This window comes from Amycolatopsis sp. NPDC028719 (genome assembly GCF_055565395.1).
Genome location: NZ_JBVHUL010000019.1, coordinates 82777 through 100735 on the forward strand (window position 1 = coordinate 82777; position 17959 = coordinate 100735).

Annotated in this window: 14 protein-coding genes and 1 pseudogene; 7 read left to right on the forward strand and 8 right to left on the reverse strand. The window is 69.0% G+C overall.

Annotated elements, in window-relative coordinates:
• Positions 1-838: 838 nt before the first annotated feature.
• Positions 839-1081, forward strand: a complete 243-nt coding sequence (locus ACZ4TR_RS48570) for a hypothetical protein (RefSeq protein WP_465295962.1) — start codon at positions 839-841, stop codon at positions 1079-1081.
• Positions 1082-1245: 164 nt separating this feature from the next.
• Here the strand turns inward: ACZ4TR_RS48570 and ACZ4TR_RS48575 are convergent, their stop codons facing one another.
• Positions 1246-1914, reverse strand: coding sequence for a response regulator (locus ACZ4TR_RS48575; RefSeq protein ID WP_465295964.1), 669 nt, complete (start codon positions 1912-1914; stop codon positions 1246-1248).
• Between the two features lie 11 nt (positions 1915-1925).
• Positions 1926-3155: a sensor histidine kinase gene (locus tag ACZ4TR_RS48580; protein ID WP_465295966.1), complete on the reverse strand. Its 1230-nt coding sequence runs from the start codon at positions 3153-3155 to the stop codon at positions 1926-1928.
• A 108-nt stretch (positions 3156-3263) separates the two neighbouring features.
• Here ACZ4TR_RS48580 and ACZ4TR_RS48585 point away from each other — a divergent pair, with 108 nt between their 5' ends.
• The 4 genes from ACZ4TR_RS48585 to ACZ4TR_RS48600 all read left to right on the forward strand — a co-directional run bounded on the left by ACZ4TR_RS48585 (position 3264) and on the right by ACZ4TR_RS48600 (position 8258).
• Complete coding sequence (locus ACZ4TR_RS48585; RefSeq protein WP_465295968.1) at positions 3264-5234, forward strand: alpha/beta hydrolase; 1971 nt, start codon at positions 3264-3266, stop codon at positions 5232-5234.
• Positions 5235-5615: 381 nt separating this feature from the next.
• Complete coding sequence (locus ACZ4TR_RS48590; RefSeq protein ID WP_465295970.1) at positions 5616-6260, forward strand: NADPH-dependent F420 reductase; 645 nt, start codon at positions 5616-5618, stop codon at positions 6258-6260.
• A 47-nt stretch (positions 6261-6307) separates the two neighbouring features.
• A complete protein-coding gene (locus ACZ4TR_RS48595) occupies positions 6308-7087 on the forward strand; it encodes an inositol monophosphatase family protein (RefSeq protein WP_465295972.1) in 780 nt (259 codons plus the stop codon).
• Between the two features lie 145 nt (positions 7088-7232).
• Positions 7233-8258 (forward strand): methyltransferase, encoded by a 1026-nt coding sequence (locus ACZ4TR_RS48600; RefSeq protein ID WP_465295974.1) that lies wholly within the window; start codon positions 7233-7235, stop codon positions 8256-8258.
• Positions 8259-10271: 2013 nt separating this feature from the next.
• Here the strand turns inward: ACZ4TR_RS48600 and ACZ4TR_RS48605 are convergent.
• A complete protein-coding gene (locus ACZ4TR_RS48605) occupies positions 10272-10901 on the reverse strand; it encodes a TetR/AcrR family transcriptional regulator (RefSeq protein ID WP_465295976.1) in 630 nt (209 codons plus the stop codon).
• A gap of 638 nt (positions 10902-11539) precedes the next feature.
• Here ACZ4TR_RS48605 and ACZ4TR_RS48610 point away from each other — a divergent pair.
• On the forward strand, positions 11540-11956 hold the full coding sequence (locus ACZ4TR_RS48610) for a hypothetical protein (protein WP_465295978.1): 417 nt from the start codon (positions 11540-11542) through the stop codon (positions 11954-11956).
• A gap of 1193 nt (positions 11957-13149) precedes the next feature.
• Here the strand turns inward: ACZ4TR_RS48610 and ACZ4TR_RS48615 are convergent.
• The 3 genes and pseudogenes from ACZ4TR_RS48615 to ACZ4TR_RS48625 form a co-directional block, all read right to left on the reverse strand.
• Positions 13150-13254: pseudogene (locus tag ACZ4TR_RS48615) on the reverse strand (IS481 family transposase); the annotation flags it as partial.
• A gap of 87 nt (positions 13255-13341) precedes the next feature.
• Positions 13342-14169: a GGDEF domain-containing protein gene (locus ACZ4TR_RS48620; protein ID WP_465295980.1), complete on the reverse strand. Its 828-nt coding sequence runs from the start codon at positions 14167-14169 to the stop codon at positions 13342-13344.
• A 319-nt stretch (positions 14170-14488) separates the two neighbouring features.
• Positions 14489-15280 carry a sigma-70 family RNA polymerase sigma factor gene (locus ACZ4TR_RS48625; RefSeq protein ID WP_465295982.1) on the reverse strand — a complete coding sequence of 264 codons (792 nt, stop codon included), beginning with the start codon at positions 15278-15280 and terminating at the stop codon, positions 14489-14491.
• 145 nt (positions 15281-15425) lie between these two features.
• On the opposite strand from ACZ4TR_RS48625, the gene ACZ4TR_RS48630 reads away from it, so the two are divergent.
• Positions 15426-16133 (forward strand): TetR/AcrR family transcriptional regulator, encoded by a 708-nt coding sequence (locus tag ACZ4TR_RS48630; protein ID WP_465295984.1) that lies wholly within the window; start codon positions 15426-15428, stop codon positions 16131-16133.
• Between the two features lie 13 nt (positions 16134-16146).
• On the opposite strand, the gene ACZ4TR_RS48635 is transcribed toward ACZ4TR_RS48630, so the two are convergent.
• A complete protein-coding gene (locus tag ACZ4TR_RS48635; RefSeq protein ID WP_465295986.1) occupies positions 16147-17397 on the reverse strand; it encodes a polysaccharide pyruvyl transferase family protein in 1251 nt (416 codons plus the stop codon).
• On the reverse strand, positions 17394-17882 hold the full coding sequence (locus ACZ4TR_RS48640) for an OmpA family protein (protein ID WP_465295988.1): 489 nt from the start codon (positions 17880-17882) through the stop codon (positions 17394-17396). The genes ACZ4TR_RS48635 and ACZ4TR_RS48640 overlap by 4 nt, the downstream gene beginning before the upstream one ends.
• Positions 17883-17959 lie beyond the last annotated feature (77 nt).

Here is a 17959-nt window from a genome sequence, read left to right on the forward strand (position 1 = left end):
GCTCGCCGGCGGTCATTGCCCTGCTCTGCGGCTTACGTGATGACGAAGTCCGATGTGGACGCGGATTAGGGCGAGAACTCCGTGACGGCAACGGGTTCACCCCTGGGCGTCCCTGGACTGTGCCCGCTTGTGCGCGGCCGAACACCGCGTCGGCGACCGCCGTCCGCCCTTCGCCGGTGGGACAGCTTGCCGCGTCGTCCGGGGATGCTGTGGCGCTGAGGTGGCGCGGCCGTCGCGGAGGACCGGTTCGGGTGGCGGCAGGCAAGCGCGCACCGGGCCCGCTTGCCGTGGACGTACTATTGAAGCCAAGCCCATGGGGCAGGTCGACGGTGAGTGCCATCGGGGCGCGAAGGTGGTTTCTGCTCGGCACCTCGAGCAGTGCTGTAGTTGCTGTAGTCATCTGCCGGGATGGCCTATTTCTCGTCGTCGCCGGATGCGGGTTTCTCGTCACCGGACGAACGCCGGGATGGTCACGACCTCGTGGCAATACACGTTAGGCATCCCTCGGCGGGACGCCCTCGACAGTGATCTGCGCTTGTCGTCGCGCGCCGAGGCGCGTACAACGGCGCGGTGAACGGCAATCCTGATTCTTCTCTTGTATGCCAGGTCAGCGCCGAGGTTCCCTCGGATTTGTGACACCGTCAGGAAGCTGCCTGCCTCGGCTTCAGGCGCAGCGGGCGATCCGGCCGGCTCGGGCGAGGATGGTCGGCGACGAAGCGTCGCGACCAAAGGGGTCGGCAACGCAGTCTCTTCTCACGAGGTGGTCCACTCTCGCGAACCACCTGGAACAGCCAACGCTTTGGCCAGGTCACCACCGAACAGCGCCGAGCCGCACACGGTGCTGCTCGAAATCGGCGTTGACCTGTCCCAGGTGATCGGCTGGTCACACCCATGGGCATGGTCCTCGTTGGCGACCGTCCTGCGCCGCGTCTTCGATGGCGGAGAAACCGCGGCCGCGCTCGGACGTTCGACTGCGGTCATACTCGCCGACCTCGTAAGCGCGCACGGTCGGATCAACCGGAAGAACAGCACGAGCGGACACGCGGATCAGCGATTCGTGTCGGTGGCTCGCTGGCGTTGATGCGGGAGTCCGCACCTCCGGTCGGCACGCAGCGCCGCTGTGAATGGTGGTCGGCGCAGGAGTTTGGTCACCGGAGAGTCGCGGCCTGGCAAGGGGAGGTCGGTACGTCTGGACGGGCCAGTGTCGTTGAACTCCGCCCTCCGTCGCTCGCAGACGTGATCGCGTCACAGGCCGGACGTGTCGTGTGGCTCGATCAGGCCGTGGTGGTGGGCGAAGCGCACGGCGTGCACCCGGTCTCTGAGGCCGAGTTTGGCCAGAACGCGGGAGACGTGGGTTTTGACGGTCTGTTCGCCGACGTAGAGCTGCTCGCCGATGTCGGCGTTGGAGAAACCCGCGGCCATCAGCAGGAATACCTCCCGTTCGCGTGCGGTGAGCCGATCCAGGCCGGGTGCTCGTTCCCGGTCCGGAACGGCCGGCGTCAGCGCGTCGACCAGCCGTGGAGCGAGCCGGCTGGTGATCGACGGGTCGAGGTAGGTGTCGCCCCGGGCGGCGACGCGGATCGCAGTCACGAGTTCTTCAGGGGGCAAGCTCTTCAGGACGAACCCGCTCACCCCGGAGGCCAATGCCGAGCGCAGGTAGTCGTCGGTACCGAACGTGGTGAGCAGGATGACCTTCAAGGCTTGCCGCCCCGACGACATCAACTGGCGAGCGGCCGCGAGACCATCGAGTTTCGGCATCCGCACGTCCAGGACGGCGAGGTCCGGGGCAAGGGACCGGATGGCCTCGATGGCGCTGTACCCGTCGCCGACGTCGGCGACACATTCCATGTCCGGCTGAGCGTCGAGGACCGCGCGAAAACCGGATCGGAACATCGCGTGGTCGTCGGCGATCACGATCCGCAAGGTCATGATTCACCTCCCAGAGGAATCGTCACGCTCGACTCCCAGTAGAGCCCGTCGCCGACGAGGCCGAAAGCTGCCGACCCGCCCAGCGTCTCCGCGCGCTTGCGCATCCCTTCGAGTCCGACGCCGAAGCCGACGACCGGGGAGTCTCTCCCCACCGGATCCGCGCCGGAAACGATCGGGTTGCGGGCGGTGAGGCCTACGCGGTCGCCACCGTAGTCGAGTTCCACCCGAGCAGCTTTCCCGTCACCGTGGCGCAGAGCGTTCGTCATCATCTCCTGTGCCACCCGGTACAGCGTGGTGTCGATGGCGCGGGGGAGCGGGTGCGGGGTGTTGTAGACGACGTACGTCACCTGCAAACCGGAAGACCGGATGCCGTCGAGGAGGTCCGGCAGCATCCCCAGCCCTGGCTGCTCCGGTGACTCATCGCCCTCGTGCAGCAGCGAAAGCAGCCGGCGCAGGTCGACCATCGCGGCCTGGCTGGATTCCTCGACCGCGGTGAGCGAGGTGCGCACCGCGCTGTCGTCGGTAAGCGGGCCCGCGGTGAGGTTCAGCCGGGCCGCTGTGGCGTGGACGCCGATCGCGCTGACGTGGTGGGAGATGACGTCGTGCAGCTCGACGGCGATCGTTTCGCGTTCCTCGGCCACTGCCGCGGCCACTTCGGCTTGCGCGTCCCGCAGTGCGGCTTCGCGTTGGTGACGCAGTTCGTCCACGTGCGCCTTGCGCGCGGTGGTGTACCGCCCGACCAGCCACGGCATCAGGGCGTTGGCGGCCACCAGGCTGAGCAGGGAAGCCGGTGCGTCAAGCCCGCTGATCAGCAACGAGCACAGGACGCCGCCGCACAACGCCGCCAGTGCTGCGCCGGCGGGCCATCCCCGCAACCAGGCGCCGGCCCGGTACGCGCTGACCAGCTGACCGGCGGTGCTCGCGCTGCGGCCGGGAAGCACGAGGGCAAGCGCCGGAACCAGCAGGGCGTGTCCGACCGCGACCCAACCGGAGAGCCGGGGCGACGACACGAGGGCTGCGTCCGCAATCACTATTCCGGCCAGCAGAAGGGTGTTCCACGGGCCTGGGCCGGGACCGCGCGTCAAGAAGCTCGCCGCGTCGATGACCAGGCACATGGCCCCCACGAGGGCCGACTGACGTGCGAGGGAACGCTCCGTGTCGTGCGCGCCCACGCGGCCGAGCCATCGGCGGAGCGGAGAGCGGACCACCTCGTTCGTGCTGAGCATCCGGTCATTGTGCCCGGCGCGAACCCCGCCGGAAGTCACTCCAGAGAGGGAGGGCGATCACAGCTCGGTGTGACGCCCGGGGGAGGGGCGGGGTCATAGCGTGCCGCCATGCGCTTGTCCCTCTCCCGCCGCCGAACGGTGGCTCTCGCCGGCATCGCGGCCGTATTGCTCGTGCTGGGCACCTTCGTTTTCTGGCCGGACGACACGCCGCGGGTCCCGCCCGGAGCCACGCCGGACTCGCTGACCCTCAAGCCCTGCACCTACGACACGGAAGCGGGAACGCGGCCCGCCGACTGCGGGACGCTGGTGGTCGCGGAAAACCGCGCGAATCCGGCGTCGAGCCTGATTGCCCTGCCGGTTGTCCGGGTCCGCGCCACCGCGCAGCCGGTGGGCGAACCGATCGTCCGGCTCGGCGGCGGACCGGGTCTGTCCAACATGGATTTCCCCGAGGCCGGCCGGCTCATCGAGCACCACGATGTCGTTCTCGTCGGCTACCGGGGAGTCGACGGCTCACGACGCCTTGACTGTCCCGAGGTGACTTCCGCGCTGCAGTCGTCGTCCGACGGCATGACCGGACCGGACACTCTGTCCGCGACCAGCCGGGCGTTCGGCAAGTGCGCGAACCGGCTCCAGCGCTCGGGTGTCGACCTGACCGGCTACTCGGTCGCCCAGCGCGTCGAGGACATGGAATCGGCGAGAAAAGCTCTCGGCTACCAGCGGGTCGACCTGGTCAGCTCGAGCGCGGGCACCCGGACCGCGATGGTCTACGCGTGGCGCCACCCCGAGGCGCTGCTGCGCTCGGCGATGATCTCGGTCAACCCGCCCGGCCACCTGTTCTGGAACCCGCGCGTCACGGACTCCCAGTTCGCGCAGTACGCGGAGTTGTGCCGGGCGGACGCCGCGTGCGCCGCGAAGACTCCCGATCTCGCGAAGACGATCCGAGACGCCGTCGCCACGATGCCGTCGCGGTGGGGGCCGTTGTCCATCAAGGACACCAACGTGCGGGTCTTGAGCCAGTACGCGATGCACCACAACGGGCCGGGGTCGGCACCCAACAACGCGCCCACGGCCGTCGACGCCTACCTCGACGGCGGCCCGGGCGCCAAGTGGGCGATGTCCGTGCTCGCCGAGGTCGCACTGCCGACCTCCACGGTCTGGGGCGAGTTCGCGTCGTTCGCCATGCTCGACGCCCCCGCCGCGCGGCAGTACTACGCCCAGGGCGGCGATCCCGGCTCGATCCTCGGCAACGCCTCGACCGACTTCCTCTGGGGCGGCCCAGGAGGCTTCTTCACCGCCTGGCCGGACAGTCCCGACAACGCCGGATACCGCACGGTCCAGCCCAGCGCGGTCGAGACTCTGCTCGTCGGCGGCGAACTCGACTTCTCCACGCCGCCGGTGAACGCGACGAACGAACTGCTGCCCGCGCTCTCCCGTGGGCACCAGGTGGTCCTGCCCGGCCTCGGTCACACCAACGACTTCTGGGAGCACCGGCCCGAGGCGGGCAAGCACCTGCTGACCACGTTCTTCGACACCGGTCGCGTCGACAGTTCGCAGTTCGACCGGCGTCCGGTCGGCTTCGACACTGTGCCGTTGAGCATGTCGGCGATCGCCGGTCTCCTCGTCGGCGTCACCATCGGTGGGGTGTTGATCGGCTTGCTGGTGCTCGGCCTGCTGGTCCGCAGGCGCCGGCGTCGTGGCGCGCCGAGCCGCCGGGCGAGCCGGTGGATCCGGGCGCTGACCATGGTGCCGCTCGGCCTGGCCGGTTGGTTCCTGGGGGTGTTGTTCACCTGGACGCTCGCACCTGGGTGGTTCATCGCCGCTCCGGCCGTGGTGGTGCCGGGTACGGGACTGGTGATCGGGCTCGGTGCGCACCTCGCACGGTCGACGGCGAATCCCGGATCCTGGTTCGCGGCGGTCGCGGGGGCGCTGGTGGGGGCGCTGCTGGGATCGCTGGCGGGAACGGGGTTGATGACCCCGGTCCTCGGGATCGTCGGCGCGGCGCTGGGTGCGAACTTCGTGGTGGAGTTCCGAGGCCGCCGGCAGCGTGTGGAGATCACCGAGCCGGCCGTGGTGGGGTGACTGACGGGCATGGGAATCGTCGATACGCCGAGACGATCCGGTGGGGTACCCGCCGCTTGTAGGGGTGGCCCACAGCCTTCGAGCTGATCGAGCGCCGCGCCTCACCCCCGCTGCGAGCACCGGAAGTCAAGTGCGCGTCAGTAACTATTCAAGTGTCAAACATGCACTTGTTGTTAATGACAGAGGCCTCTACGTTCGAAGTGCGGGACCGAATGAAGGACTCACAGCGGCCCCGCCTGCGAAGAAAGCCAGGGAATACGTAATGGGCACGACCATGCCTGTCGACCTCGCCTTCGCGCTCGAGGTTCTGTCCCCGCTCTGACCGGCACCCACCCAGTTCCACCGAGATCATCCACATCAAGCGCAAGGAGCATTTTCGTCATGACCAGCATTGGCATCCTGGGCGCCGGCCGCGTCGGCACCAACCTCGCCCGCGCCCTCGCCGCAGCAGGCCACCACGTCACCCTCGGCCGTCGGGAGAGCGACGCGGTGGCGAGCGCACCGCCCGCGGAGGGACCCGAGATCCGCTACGCCGATCACGCCACCACCGCCCGCACCGCCGACGTCGTGATCAACGCAACCCCCGGTGACAGCGCGCTGGAGCGGCTCACCGCCCTGCGGGCCGAGCTCGCGGACACGATCCTCATCGACGTTTCCAACGCCACCATCGACGGCCCTGACGGCCTGCCCGGTGACCTGTGCTACCCCGGCAGCAGCCTCGCCGAACAGCTGCAGGCCGCGCTGCCCGGCACCCAGGTCGTGAAGACCCTCAACACGATGTTGTTCATGGTGATGACCGCCCCCGCAGCGCTGAAGACCCCGCCGACGGCGTATCTGTCCGGCAACGACGAGCAGGCCAAGAAAACCGTCGCCGGCCTGCTGGGTGACCTGGGCTGGGAGTCCGCCTGGATCGAGGACCTCGGCGACATCACCACCGCCCGCGCCACCGAAGCGATGATCCTGCTCGTCCCGCACATCCTGCGCCGCCACGGCTTCACCCCGTTCGCCGTCTCCCTCGCCCGCTGACCTCCCTGTCAGTAGCCACCTTTCGATTGTTGATTGAGGAGAAATACATGTCTCAGGATTTGGTGCCCGCCGCCGTCGCCGCCGTCCGCCAGGCGGGCGCCCGGCTGCTGAAGCGCTACAGCAGCGCCGCCCGCCAGCCGGGACTACCCGAACTGCTCGCCGATCTGCGCGCCAACGACCTGACCGTCGTCGACGTGCTGGAACCCGCGCTGGCCGAGATCCTGCCCGAGGCACGCTGGCTCAACGACGAACACGGCTCCGGCCCGCTGCCCGAGGGCGAGTGGTGGCTGATCGACCCCGTCGGCGGCAACCTCAACGCCGTGCACGGGATGACCGACTGGAACATCGGGGTCAGCCTGGTCCGCGACGGCCGTCCGGTGCTGGCGGTGCTGTACTTCCCGCTGGCCGACGAGATGTTCACCGCCACCGAAGGCGGCGGCGCTTTCCTCAACGGAGTGCCCGTGCGAGTCTCGGACAAGCAGTCCCTCGAGGGCGCGGTGACCGGAACCGGGCAGGCGCAGCCCGGCACGACCGTGGCCCTGGCCGACCGCACGGGTGCCTCGTTCGCGGCGATGTCCAAGGCCGCGCTCTACGTCCGGATCTCGGTGCCGGTCAGCCACCAGCTCGCCCAAGTCGCGGCGGGGCGGATGGACCTGCACTGGCAGTTCGACAACGTCCGCGCCCACGCCGGCGGTGTGCTCCTCGTCCAAGAAGCCGGCGGCATCGTCACCGACCTCGACGGCAAACCCTGGACCATCACCTCCGAAAGCTACCTCGCCGCCGCCCCCGGGGTGCATGCCGCCGCGCTCGAGGTCCTCACCGCCTGACCTACCCCAACGCCATCAGGATCGCCGAGGTCGGCGCCACCGGACCAACCGGCCGCCGCCTCGGCCTATTTTCCGCCCCGCTACCGGAAGGACCGGAACCATCCATGACGACCACCATGCCGACGTACGTCACCGGAGACGGCGCATGACCGCACCAGGAACGCCGGAGCAGGACCACTTTTCTCTGGTGTACCAACTGATCATGGCCGCGTGGGGGAGCCAGGCGGTCCGGGCGATCGCCGCCCTGTCGGTGGCCGAGCACCTCGACGATGGTCCTCTTTCCGCCCAGGACATCGCCCGGCGGGAGTCGAGCGACCCGGACATGACCTACCGGCTGCTGCGGGCGGGTGCCGCGCTGGGCCTGCTCACCTACGACCCCGGTCAGGGGACCTTCTCGCCGGCCCCGATGCTCGCGGTGCTGCACGCGGATTCCCCCAGCTCTCTCAAACATTATGCGCAAGCCGCTATCGGGCCCGCGTTCTGGCTGCCCGCGGTTCTCCTGCCCGAAGCGGTCGCTGCGGGCACCCCTCAGGCAGTGCAGGCGCTCGGGTCGGACGTCTTCGGGTACTTCGGCAAGCATCCCGAAGAAGCGCGCACGTTCAGCGCCGCGATGACCGACCTGTCGGCTCCGGTGATTCGCGAGGCCGCGGCCGTCATCGACGTCGGCGCGGCGCGGACTGTCCTCGACGTCGGCGGCGCCCACGGCGCGTTCGTGTGCGAGCTGGTCCACCGCCACCCGCGGCTCACCGGCTCGGTCCTGGAGCTCGCCCACGTCGCCGCGGGCGTGGCCGGCGAAGCACGCAAACGCGGACTGGAAGACCGGATCACGGGCGTGGCCGGGGACTTCTTCGAGGCCGTGCCCGCCGCCGACATCTACCTCCTCAAGCACGTACTGCACGACTGGGACGACGCGTCGTGCCACGCGGTCCTGTCGAACATCCGTGACGCCATGCAGCCCGGAGCACGGCTCTTCATCGTCGAGATGCTGATCGGCGAGAGCGGCGCGAGTGCCGGTGCCGCGCTCATGGACATGGCGATGCTCTTCGCCACCACCGGACAGGAGCGGGAACTCGCCCAGTTCGACGCCCTGCTCACCGCCGCCGGGCTGCGCCGGACACGAGCGGTCGCCCTCCGCTCGCCCTACTACCTGATCGAGGCCGAAGCACGCTGAGCCGGGAACGGCGACCCACGTGGCACGTTCGCGGTACCCGGATGGTCTGCGCCGGGACGACGAAACTCGGTGGCGCCTGCTCTCGACCCACGCCGACGGGGTCAACGCCGCCCTGGCTCGAGCACTGACGCGCAGCGTTATCGCAGGAACAGCAGGGCGTTTAGTGCTTTCGCCTAGTTCTTGGACTCGCTGCGTCGGTGTATTCCCAGGTTGAGTGCTCACGCCGGCTTCAGGCGGAAACTTCCCGCCGGCGCCTGGGGCGGGGGTTCTCTCCAGGAGGTACCACGTTGCGAAGCGCGCTGGTCGCCGCTAGGGGCTACACTTCTGTATCTGTTACTCTGTGCACGATCGAACTACCGAGAGTGCGGGCGACGCGGATGTGCGCTTGATCGAGGTGTCGCTGCCGCGGGCTCTGGAAGCGCTGGATCGGAGTGTGCAATGGGCGAGCCCCGCAACGACAACCTTCCATCTGATCGGGAATTGGTCGCCGACTTCTGCGCCGGGAACCCCTGCGCGGGCGATTGGCTCTTCCGCCGACACTCCGGGGCATTGCGCCGGGTCGCGGCGGCATGGGGCAGACCACCAGCGGAACTGGACGACCTGGTGGCTGAAGCGTTCACGTGCGTACTGGCCGTGATCCGCGCCGGTGGCGGCCCGAAGGCGGCCTCCATTCGTACTTGGTCGCGATGATGCGGGATCTCACCACCCGCTGGCGCTGGCATCGGGAGCACACCGGGCCGCACACAGTGGTTTCGGGCACCGGGGCGGCGGAAGGAGCCGAAGAAGCGGCGCTCCGGCGCTCGAGCGATGACGTCGTCCGTTCGGCTTTTCACGCGCTGCCGGTTCGCTGGCGGACCGTGCTGCGGAGCATCGTGGCCGAAGGCCGCACCCCGGCCGCCCTGGCTCCGGTCATGGGTATCCCGCAGAACGGCGTCGCCGCGCTGGTGAGCCGTCCTCGCGCGGGTCTGCGACAGGCCTACCTCCAAGCCCAGGACCTACCGGCACCCACGACGGCAGCGTGCCAGGAAGCTCTGCGCCAGACGGAGATCCGGATTCGGGGAGAACGGCACGACGCCTGTGTCACGACAGTCGCGGCGCACGTGACAGCGTGCCCGTCGTGCCAGCGAGCCGTTCCCGGAGCCGACGGGGAACGACTGTTCGACCTTGAGGCGTACACCAGCACGTCCTCCTGCGGTCCCAAGGGCTGCGCTCCAACGGATCCCACAACGTGGCAGGAACACGAATGAGCACAGTGGAAACAGCCCACGCCGACTCGATGCGATGGCCGGCCACGCCCATCTTCGACTCACTCGTCGCCGAGGTCGGCCTGAGCTGGGTGGACTCCACGCCGACGATGGACCACGCCGAATGCCGCCCTGGCGAGGCATCTCGGGCCGGTCCGTCTGCGCCGGGGGAATCGGACATCGCCGCTGCCGAGGATGACGGCGAGCGGAACGAGGGCTCTGATTCGTCTGGTATCTCTGCCCCTGGTGAGCAGGGTGAGGACCGTCCATCGAACGGGTGGTTCGGTGGTGAGGGCTTCGCGGAGCAAGTCGAGGTTGAGTCGACATCGGCGGGACACGTCGTCACACCAGGCAACGCAGAACCTCCGGTCATTGCTCAGCTTGACTAACGCCGGCTCGCGCGCGGGAGCGCGCGGAAAACGGCACGCCGACACGAATCGGCAACCGGGCAATCAGGACGCGCGCCGTGGCGGTCCTCGACGGGGTTGGCCGCTGAATCGCGGCTCTTTTATCTCGCGGAGATCTCAGGTCCGGCCTCCCGGTTGCATGCCGGCAGCTTCGGCGCCAGGCCGACGCTCGCGGGAATGCCGTGCCCGTGAGCGTCTCTCGTCCGAGTGGGTGGACGGCGCGTGAGGGTCGGCAACGTCACTCGGTCGCGTCCATGACGCGAGCTCGAGGACTCGTCCCCGATTGGGTGGTCGGGTGGCTGATTCGGCGAGTGCTCGGCTTCCTCGTGTTGGCTGTTGGCGATAGTCCGCTTGAGCCGAGGTCAGGTTGAGTCGGATACGGGCGGTGGCAGGCGCGGCGGTGGCGATAGCGGTAGATCGGGGTCGAGACGGATGCCACCGGCGCGGAGCGTGCCGTCGAGCAGGCGCCAGATCCAGCGGGTGAGCATGGCGGCGAGTTCGGTTCTCGGGACTCCGCGCGGGTTCTCCAGCCATCGCGAGGTGGAGGCGTCGACGAAACCGACGATGCCGAAAGCGATCGTTTCGGCGATGCCCTCGTTTATGGCGAACTTCTTCAGGTAGTGCTCGAAGAGCTCGGTGACCTGGCTCGCAATTACGGTCTTGACGTCGGCGATAGCGTCGCGGCCATCGCGTCGGCCGATCTGCGAGTGCAGGGTCGCGTAGCGGTACAGGTTGCGGTTGGCAGCAAGCCAGCCGGTATGCGCATCCACAGCTGTGGTGATCATCTGCATTGGGCTGCCGTGCGGCTCCCACACCGGTCGCAAGGCCATGGTGACTAGTTCGGTGATCCGATCGGCGATGGCCCGCTGCAAATCGGCCGTGTCGTCGAAGTGCTTGTACAGCTGAGGGCGAGTGACGCCGGCGGTTTCGGCGATGCGTTCGGTCGAGACGCGGGGACCGTGCTCGGCAATCGCGCGCAGCGCTGCGTTCACGAATTCCCGGCGTCGGCGGTCGCGCTGCCCGGCCCACCGTGCCGCGCGACCGTCGCCTGGACCTGGGTGCGCTGGCTGAGCCCTCACGTTACATAGTGTAGCGCCTCGGGGCGTGTCTGTTACTTTGAGTCTCGCCCCGCGCTGGCGCCGGTTCACCCGCACTTGCGCGGGCCTTTGCCACCACGATGGCCCACCAGGCCGAACGCACGACGAATTCACCGGCCTGCACACCGAGGTCCGCGGCGCTCCGTGCACTGAGGTCGCGGCGATCAAACGCTGCAACAGCTCGGCGGCATTCCTGGCGTCCGATCGCGCGCAGCAGCTCCAGCTGTCCGGCGGCGCCGCTGCCCGGGGGCCGGGTGACGTCGTGGCGGTCCCGCGGATCGGCGAACTCGTCGTGACCTCCCTGGCTCACTACGGCACCAGCGCCCAGGTCAACGTGCGCAGAATGATGCCGGCGGGAACGCGCCGATCACGTCGTTCGGCCGCCAGCTCCGCACCTGGGACATCACGGATCTCGCACATCCCGTGGAGCTGTGGACACTGCCAGTGCCACCGAGCGACAAGGACGTCAGCTTCGCGTTCCGGCCTGACGGTGCGCTGCTCGTGCTCTACATCGGCGGGCAGCTAAGGGTGTGGTGCCTCGGCCGCGCGGCCCCGGCGGCGACGCGGTCACCGTCACCGTCGGATCCGACGAGGGCAGCCCGATGAGCTTCAGCCCCGACGGGAAGCACCTCGCGCTAACCGGTTACACCCGCCGAGGATCCGATGTTGTGAGCCGCCCCGAAATCCGGGACCTGAGCAACCCGGACACACCCGTTCTGCAGGCCGGCCTGCCGGGTTCGGATGAGCACCGTTCGCCGGACCAGATGCCGTTGGCGTTCAGCCCGGATGGCGACGTCCTGGCGGTACAGGGCGACGATGGCGTCGACCTCTGGGACACGGATCCCGGACGCGTGATTACGAGCCTCTGCCGCACGGCCGGCGATCCGATCACCGCCAAGCAGTGGGAGCGGTACTTGCCGGATCGTGCTTGCCAACCCCCGTGCCAGTAGCTGAGCCATGGTGCCGGCGGACCGTTGTGGGACTTGCATCGTCGGTCTTGACAGGTGCAACACGCCATCGGCACACACGCCGAGCCGGTGGCGACGGGTGCGAGCGCTCTGGAGCGCCCGGCCCCATGCGCGGTAAATTGGCACTCGATCATGACGGGGCGGATCCCGTCGGGTTATTGCGCCGGACCGGGGTGGCCCAGGTGGCTGGGGCAGGGCCGCCCGGGACACCCCGGCACTCCCTAAGGCGCCCGCGCGGGCGAATGATGACGCGGCAGCCCCGAAGTTGTTGCAACGCCGTGGGTCGGCCGCTGTCGTGATCACGCCTGCCGGCCTGCCCGTGGGCAAGATTGATGGCGTTCGACGTCGACCGGCGCTGGCGGTCCTGCCGCGTGCAGGCGATCCCTGGCTGGAGGTCGTCATCCTGTTGTCGGGTGGCATATATTCCGCCCCGATCAACGCGGTGAAGTCGTTGCGATCAGACGATCGCTGTGGCCTCGTATTACCGCCGTCTGTTGAAGAAATCGCACACGGCTCGCGTCTGCATGGTTGGCGTGTGACCTTCTGGTGGCTGGCGCGCTACGGCGGCGACTCGCATGGAATCATCACTGCTGGAAGCTTCTTCAGCTACGCTGCCGGCTGTGCCCGAACAGACATGGTCACCCCAACCTGGGACGCCCGTAGTCGAGTACCAGTCCGGTCGGTGGATGTTCGTCGGCGGGCTGGCCATGTGCGTCTTCTTCGGGCTAGTCGCCATATTCCCGGACGCGGGCGGCCGGTCAGCAACGCCGAGAGCAGATTTGCCTCCGACCGTCGGGTCGTTCCTCTTCGGTGCGCTCGCACTGGGCGGCCTGCTGGTCATGGTCAGCTCCGTCCCCCCGAACGCATCGCTTCGCCGTCGATGAACGGGGACTGTGGTGGCGAGTGGGGCGCAAATCCGACCTGATCGCGTGGGAGGAGTTGCGTGCCGTGCGCGGCCAGGAACCGCGCCCGCCGGTCAAGGGCGACCCGAACTCGAGGGCCGTACTGCCGGCTCTGGTGCTCACTCCGGTGAACCATCGATTCGCTGTCCACCACGCAGCACTGGTGAAAAACCCACCGACTGCCGGTGCTGAAGTCGAACTGAAACTACCGAACTCCGCCACGGTGCGGCAGCTGGCCCAGGAGATAGCCAGAGTCCGGCCGGATCTGCTCCACTAGTTGTGATGTCCGGTGAGGTTGGTCAGCCGGGCAACCGGCGGCTTGCCGCCGGTTGAGCTGTGGGATCGATGGTGATTGTAGAAGTGCAGCCACCCCGGTAGCGGCGGCCCGCCGCAGGGTTTCCGGCGGGTAGAACCGGGCGTAGGCCCAGCCCTCGGCCAGGAGCCACGAAAAAGGTAACGGGGGATTCAAGCCCGGCCGCACTGAGGCTCTCCTCCCCGTGAGGCGATACGGCTCAGCAGGTCGTGTGCCGCGGCCAGGGTTTCAGGCAAGCTGTGCAGCCGGAAGTCCAGATGGACTGCTGTGGCCAGCTGCGGGTCCATGGAGAGCCGATCGACGATCCGGCTGCGTGCATGCCGAATGCGCTGTTCCATGTTCGCGTCGCGCTCAGCGAGCACCACGGCCGCCCGCCGGCCGAGCGCTGCGGCGGTCTCGCCGCTGTCGAAAACGTCGCGCAGCGCGTCGGCGACCAGGGCCATGGCCGTCGGCTGCGACCAGCCGGCCGCGTGGGGCAGGTCGACTCCGATCGCTAGCAGCACGCGTGTCTCGGTCACGTCGCGGCCAGTCCGCGTGGCGCGCCGGTACACCTCGCTCAGCCGGATGCGCAAGTACGCTTCCGTGGTCAGGCCGGTCTCCGGCTCGGTCGCCGCGATGTCGCGGATGTCGCTCGCGACGTCGGCCCAGCCCAGCGCGGTCGCGCGAAGCATGGGCTGTGGCGTGGCGTGCGGATGGGCGGAGACCAGCCCGTCGACGTCGGAACCGTGGTCCAGGACGGCGTGCAGTGCGGCGACGTCATAGAGCGTCTCGTCCAGTCCGGCGCCCGTCCGGGCCCGGGATCCGCCGAGGTCGGTCAGCGCCGTGGTCAGGTCGCTTTCCCGCACGGCCGAGCTGCACACGGCGTCCACTTCTGGTATCGCCCAGTCGCTGGGAAATCGCCAGCCACTGGTGATGCTCGCTATCCGCCAGCGGCTGCGCAACCGGCGCGCGCGGTCGTTGCCGTCGATGTGTTCGTCCATTGGCCCCCTGCCCTCCGCTGGTGTCGGGAGTGGGAGCAGGGTCGTCGCCGACCGTGACGCAAAGAGTTGATCAAATCCGCCGGATGAGCTAACCCTGATGAGTTATCCGTCCCGCGCAGGTGATGGATATTGACGGGCTGCAGTCACGCGGGCGGCTCGGCTTCCGGGGCGGCGGTGCTTACCTGGGGATCAGGGGTGCCGGCAGGACTGCCGGCTGGTTCGCCGCTGTTCGTGGCGGCGGGGAGGCTCGGCCAGCACAGCCCGGTCTCAGCGACCAGCGTGTCGAAGATAGGGGTGGCCGAGCTCGCTCTCACCTGGTTCATCGGCGTTCCTGCCGAGCCGCCCCAGGACGCCCGACACCGGGGGCGCGCGAGGTGCCGTCTGGGTGTCCAGGCCGTCCGCGGCGCTTGACTGCGGCCACGGCTGCTTGGCAGGTCACGCAGACCGCGACGTGGTCGGCAACCAGCTCGGCGCGGCCGGGCGGGAGCTCACCGCGCAGCCACGAGCCGAGCTGATGCCACGTCTCGGAACAGGACCGTCCTCCGGTCGTGGGGAACTGCTGGGCTCGCAGATAGGCATGGCGCAGTGCTTCACGGGCGCGGGCGGCCAGCGCGGCGACGCCGTTGGGCGATACGCCCAGCACGGGTGCCAGCTCGGCCGTCGTGTGGCCTTCGGCGACGGTGCTCCACAGCACGGTCTGCCACCGGATCGGCAGCGTGCGCAGCGCCGACCGGACCAGCTCGTCAGTCGAGCGCCGCAGCGCCAGGTCGTCGGCTCCCTCGGTCTTCCCCGTGCCCGGGACCTCCGCGTGTGGCTCGACCCGAATCCGATGACGGCTCCACCGGGCGGCCAGGTTGCGCATCGTCACCACGAGGTAGGGACGGAGGTTCTCGCGCGGGCCGCCGCCGGCGCGGAGCACCGCGAGGACGCAGGTAAATGCCTCCGCCACCAGGTCATCCTGTTCGGCCGGCTGGCTCACCCAGCCGGCGGCGACCCGCCGCAAGGGTTCGGCGTGCCGCCGGAAGAGCAGATCACCCGCGCCGGTGTCCCCGCGGCGGAACTCGTCGATCAGCCAAGCGTCCGACGGGACGTCGTCCACCGAATCGCACATCGCGTTTCTCCGATTCAGAACAGTCACGGCAGCCGGCGGGGAGCCGCCATTCATCCGCGACATCGGCACGGCCGATATGAATATGGACTCAAAGTAACAGATGCAGAAGTGTATCCCCTATCTCGCTCCCGGTATGGTCGGCGTAGTGAGGTCCACGTCAACGCCCCCGGAGCCCGGTGATGGCCGAGCGGCCCGCTGGGCGGGGCAGCGCGAGCGACGGCGCCGGGAATTCGTCGACGCGGCGCTGCGGGCGATCGCCGAGCACGGACCCGATGTGTCGACCGAACGCGTCGCCGACGTCGCCGGCGTGGCTCGTCCGCAGCTGTACAAGCACTTCGACGACGCGACCGACCTGAAGCGGGCGATCGCCGACCGAGCCACCGAGCTCATCACCGCCGCACTGCTGCCGGTGTGGGAACCGCAGGGAAGCGCACTGCAGATGATCGCCGTCGCGGTCGACGCGCACACCGGCTGGCTCGCCGGAAACGGCAACCTCTACCGCTACCTGACCCGCCATTCACAGAGCGGCGAGACCACAGGCCGGGACGCCATCGCCGACGTCAAAACCGTCATCGCGCGCCAGCTGACGCACGTGTTCGAGTTCTACCTGACCGCGTTCCAGCTGGACGCGCGCATCGCCGAACTCATTTCCTTCGGAGTCGTCGGCCTGGTCGATTCCTGTGCTGCGCAATGGCTCGAGAGTCCCCGGGGCGTCACGAGGACGCAGCTCACCGATCTGCTCGCCGGCTGGATCTGGCGCATTCTCGACGACTCGCTGCGCGCCGGCGGGATCGAACTCGACCCGAACCTGCCACTGCCGCCACCGCCGCGCTTCCCCGACCCACGAGCGTGAACCACCCGCCGCATCAACCTCCGGCAGCCGACCGGCGCGAGCGCAGAGTCAGCCGGCGCGTCGTCGCCTTGATCGCCGGTTCGGCCGCGGACCCGGTGCTGTAGACCGCGTCGGCGACCGAGCGTTTCAGGTCGCGGCATCGACGCAGAACATGGGACGGGAACCCGCTGCCGTCGGGGCGCGTCGGTGATCCGATGTCGCCGGCGTCGGAGAACGTCCAGCCGGAGCCGAGGTCGATCAGGCTGCGGTGCTTGGGCGTGTAGTACTCGCTGGAGACGCTGAGGGCGAGGCCGGTGGCGCCGGCGGCCGCGGCGAGCAAGTGCATGTGGTAGCGGCTGGAAATCCAGGTCTGGCCCGGTGCAGAGGGCAGGCCGCGGCGCCACACGTCGCGGAACGGGTGGAATTCCGCACCGTCCAGTTCGGACTCGAGGAGTGCCGCGACGGTGCGATCCACCCGCGGGATGCCTTCGACGATCGCCAACTGACCAGGGGTGACACCCCATGCCCGCAGGACGTCCCGCAGCCGGGCGGCGAGGGCGTCCGGCGCGGCGCTGCCCATGTCGGACTGCAGGCACACCACGAACTCCCGGGCTTGCCTTGCGGGTGCCGGAGCAGGCAGCTCGAGAAAGACGTCGTCGCAGGTGGTCGTGCCCCGGTTCAGCAGCTCGGCCGACTGTGCGTCGCGCGTATCGACCACGTCGAAGTTCTCCGCCAGCGACCGGAGCAGATCAGTCGAGCCGGGCGGGGTCGGCACGAGGCCCTGGCCGGTCATGGCGGTGCGGGCCCCGGAGCGCCGGGCGGCCGCAGCCACACCCGCGATCAGCCCGATGTGCCGGGGCCAGAGGGCGTTCAGGTAGCCGCCGCCGATCACGTGCACCACGTCGGTCCGGCCGAGCAGCTCGATCCCGGCGTCCCACCGCGGTGCGAGCCCGGGATCGCACACGGCCGCCGCAACCCAGTCCGCCACGTCCGCCGGCTCGCCTGATGGCGCGTCACCGCACAGCCGCCACAACGTGTCCGTGCACCGCAGCCGGGGATGCAAGTCGCCGAGCAGGAGCTGCGCGGGCCCGGGGGAGTGGGTGTCGAGCCAGACGTCGGCATCGGGATCGGTGTCGGCCAGGTACCGCAGCCAGGTCGCGGCGATCAGCTCGTCACCGAAGTTGGGATAACCGCTCGGCCCCACGAGGTAGTGCACGCGGCGCGCCCCGGCGGCCGGCAGTTGGGGCGAGGGCCGGAACCAGCTGACGCCACTGCCCAGGGTCACGGCTCGACGCTGATCTGCGTGGCCAGTGCCTGGTCGCCCCGTGCCTTTTCGTTGCCGGTCGCGTCCTGGGTGACACGGTCCTTGGACACGCCGAACCCATCGAGCGCCGAGGTGATCGCCTCAGCGCGCTTCACCGACAGCGTCTTCGCCTTGTCCGCCTCGGGGTAACCCGCGTGGGTGGCAACGCTGATTTTCACCGCGTTGCCCTGCAGCGCTTTGGCGATCTCGCCGAGCGTTTGCGTTGCCTGCGCGGTCAGCCCGGCTTGTTCCGGCTCGAAAGCGATCGGCGATCGTTGCAGAGCCTGCTCGATCGAGGTGGTCGCCCGCTGGACCGCGTCTCCGGCACCTTGCCCCTGCGAACCCGGAACCCCGGCCCCTGACGACGCTGCAGCGCCACTGGATGCGCTTAGGTCCGGGCCCGAGGACGCGGTGCTGGTGGTGCCGCCTGAGCCGCACGCGGTGGCCAGGCTCGCCACGATTGCCATCCCCAACACCGTCCGGACAACTGTGCTGCGCATGAAGAGTGAACTTCCTTTGCGTTCGATTCGCGTTGACTGACGCC

Bases quoted from the DNA above. Each gene is read 5' to 3' on its own strand.
- ACZ4TR_RS48585 (WP_465295968.1), top strand. From the start codon at position 3,264: ATGCGCTTGTCCCTCTCCCGCCGCCGAACGGTGGCTCTCGCCGGCATC.
- ACZ4TR_RS48580 (WP_465295966.1), bottom strand. From the start codon at position 3,155: ATGCTCAGCACGAACGAGGTGGTCCGCTCTCCGCTCCGCCGATGGCTC.
- ACZ4TR_RS48640 (WP_465295988.1), bottom strand. From the start codon at position 17,882: ATGGCAATCGTGGCGAGCCTGGCCACCGCGTGCGGCTCAGGCGGCACC.
- ACZ4TR_RS48590 (WP_465295970.1), top strand. From the start codon at position 5,616: ATGACCAGCATTGGCATCCTGGGCGCCGGCCGCGTCGGCACCAACCTC.
- ACZ4TR_RS48625 (WP_465295982.1), bottom strand. From the start codon at position 15,280: ATGTGCGATTCGGTGGACGACGTCCCGTCGGACGCTTGGCTGATCGAC.
- ACZ4TR_RS48595 (WP_465295972.1), top strand. From the start codon at position 6,308: ATGTCTCAGGATTTGGTGCCCGCCGCCGTCGCCGCCGTCCGCCAGGCG.
- ACZ4TR_RS48620 (WP_465295980.1), bottom strand. From the start codon at position 14,169: ATGGACGAACACATCGACGGCAACGACCGCGCGCGCCGGTTGCGCAGC.
- ACZ4TR_RS48600 (WP_465295974.1), top strand. From the start codon at position 7,233: ATGACCGCACCAGGAACGCCGGAGCAGGACCACTTTTCTCTGGTGTAC.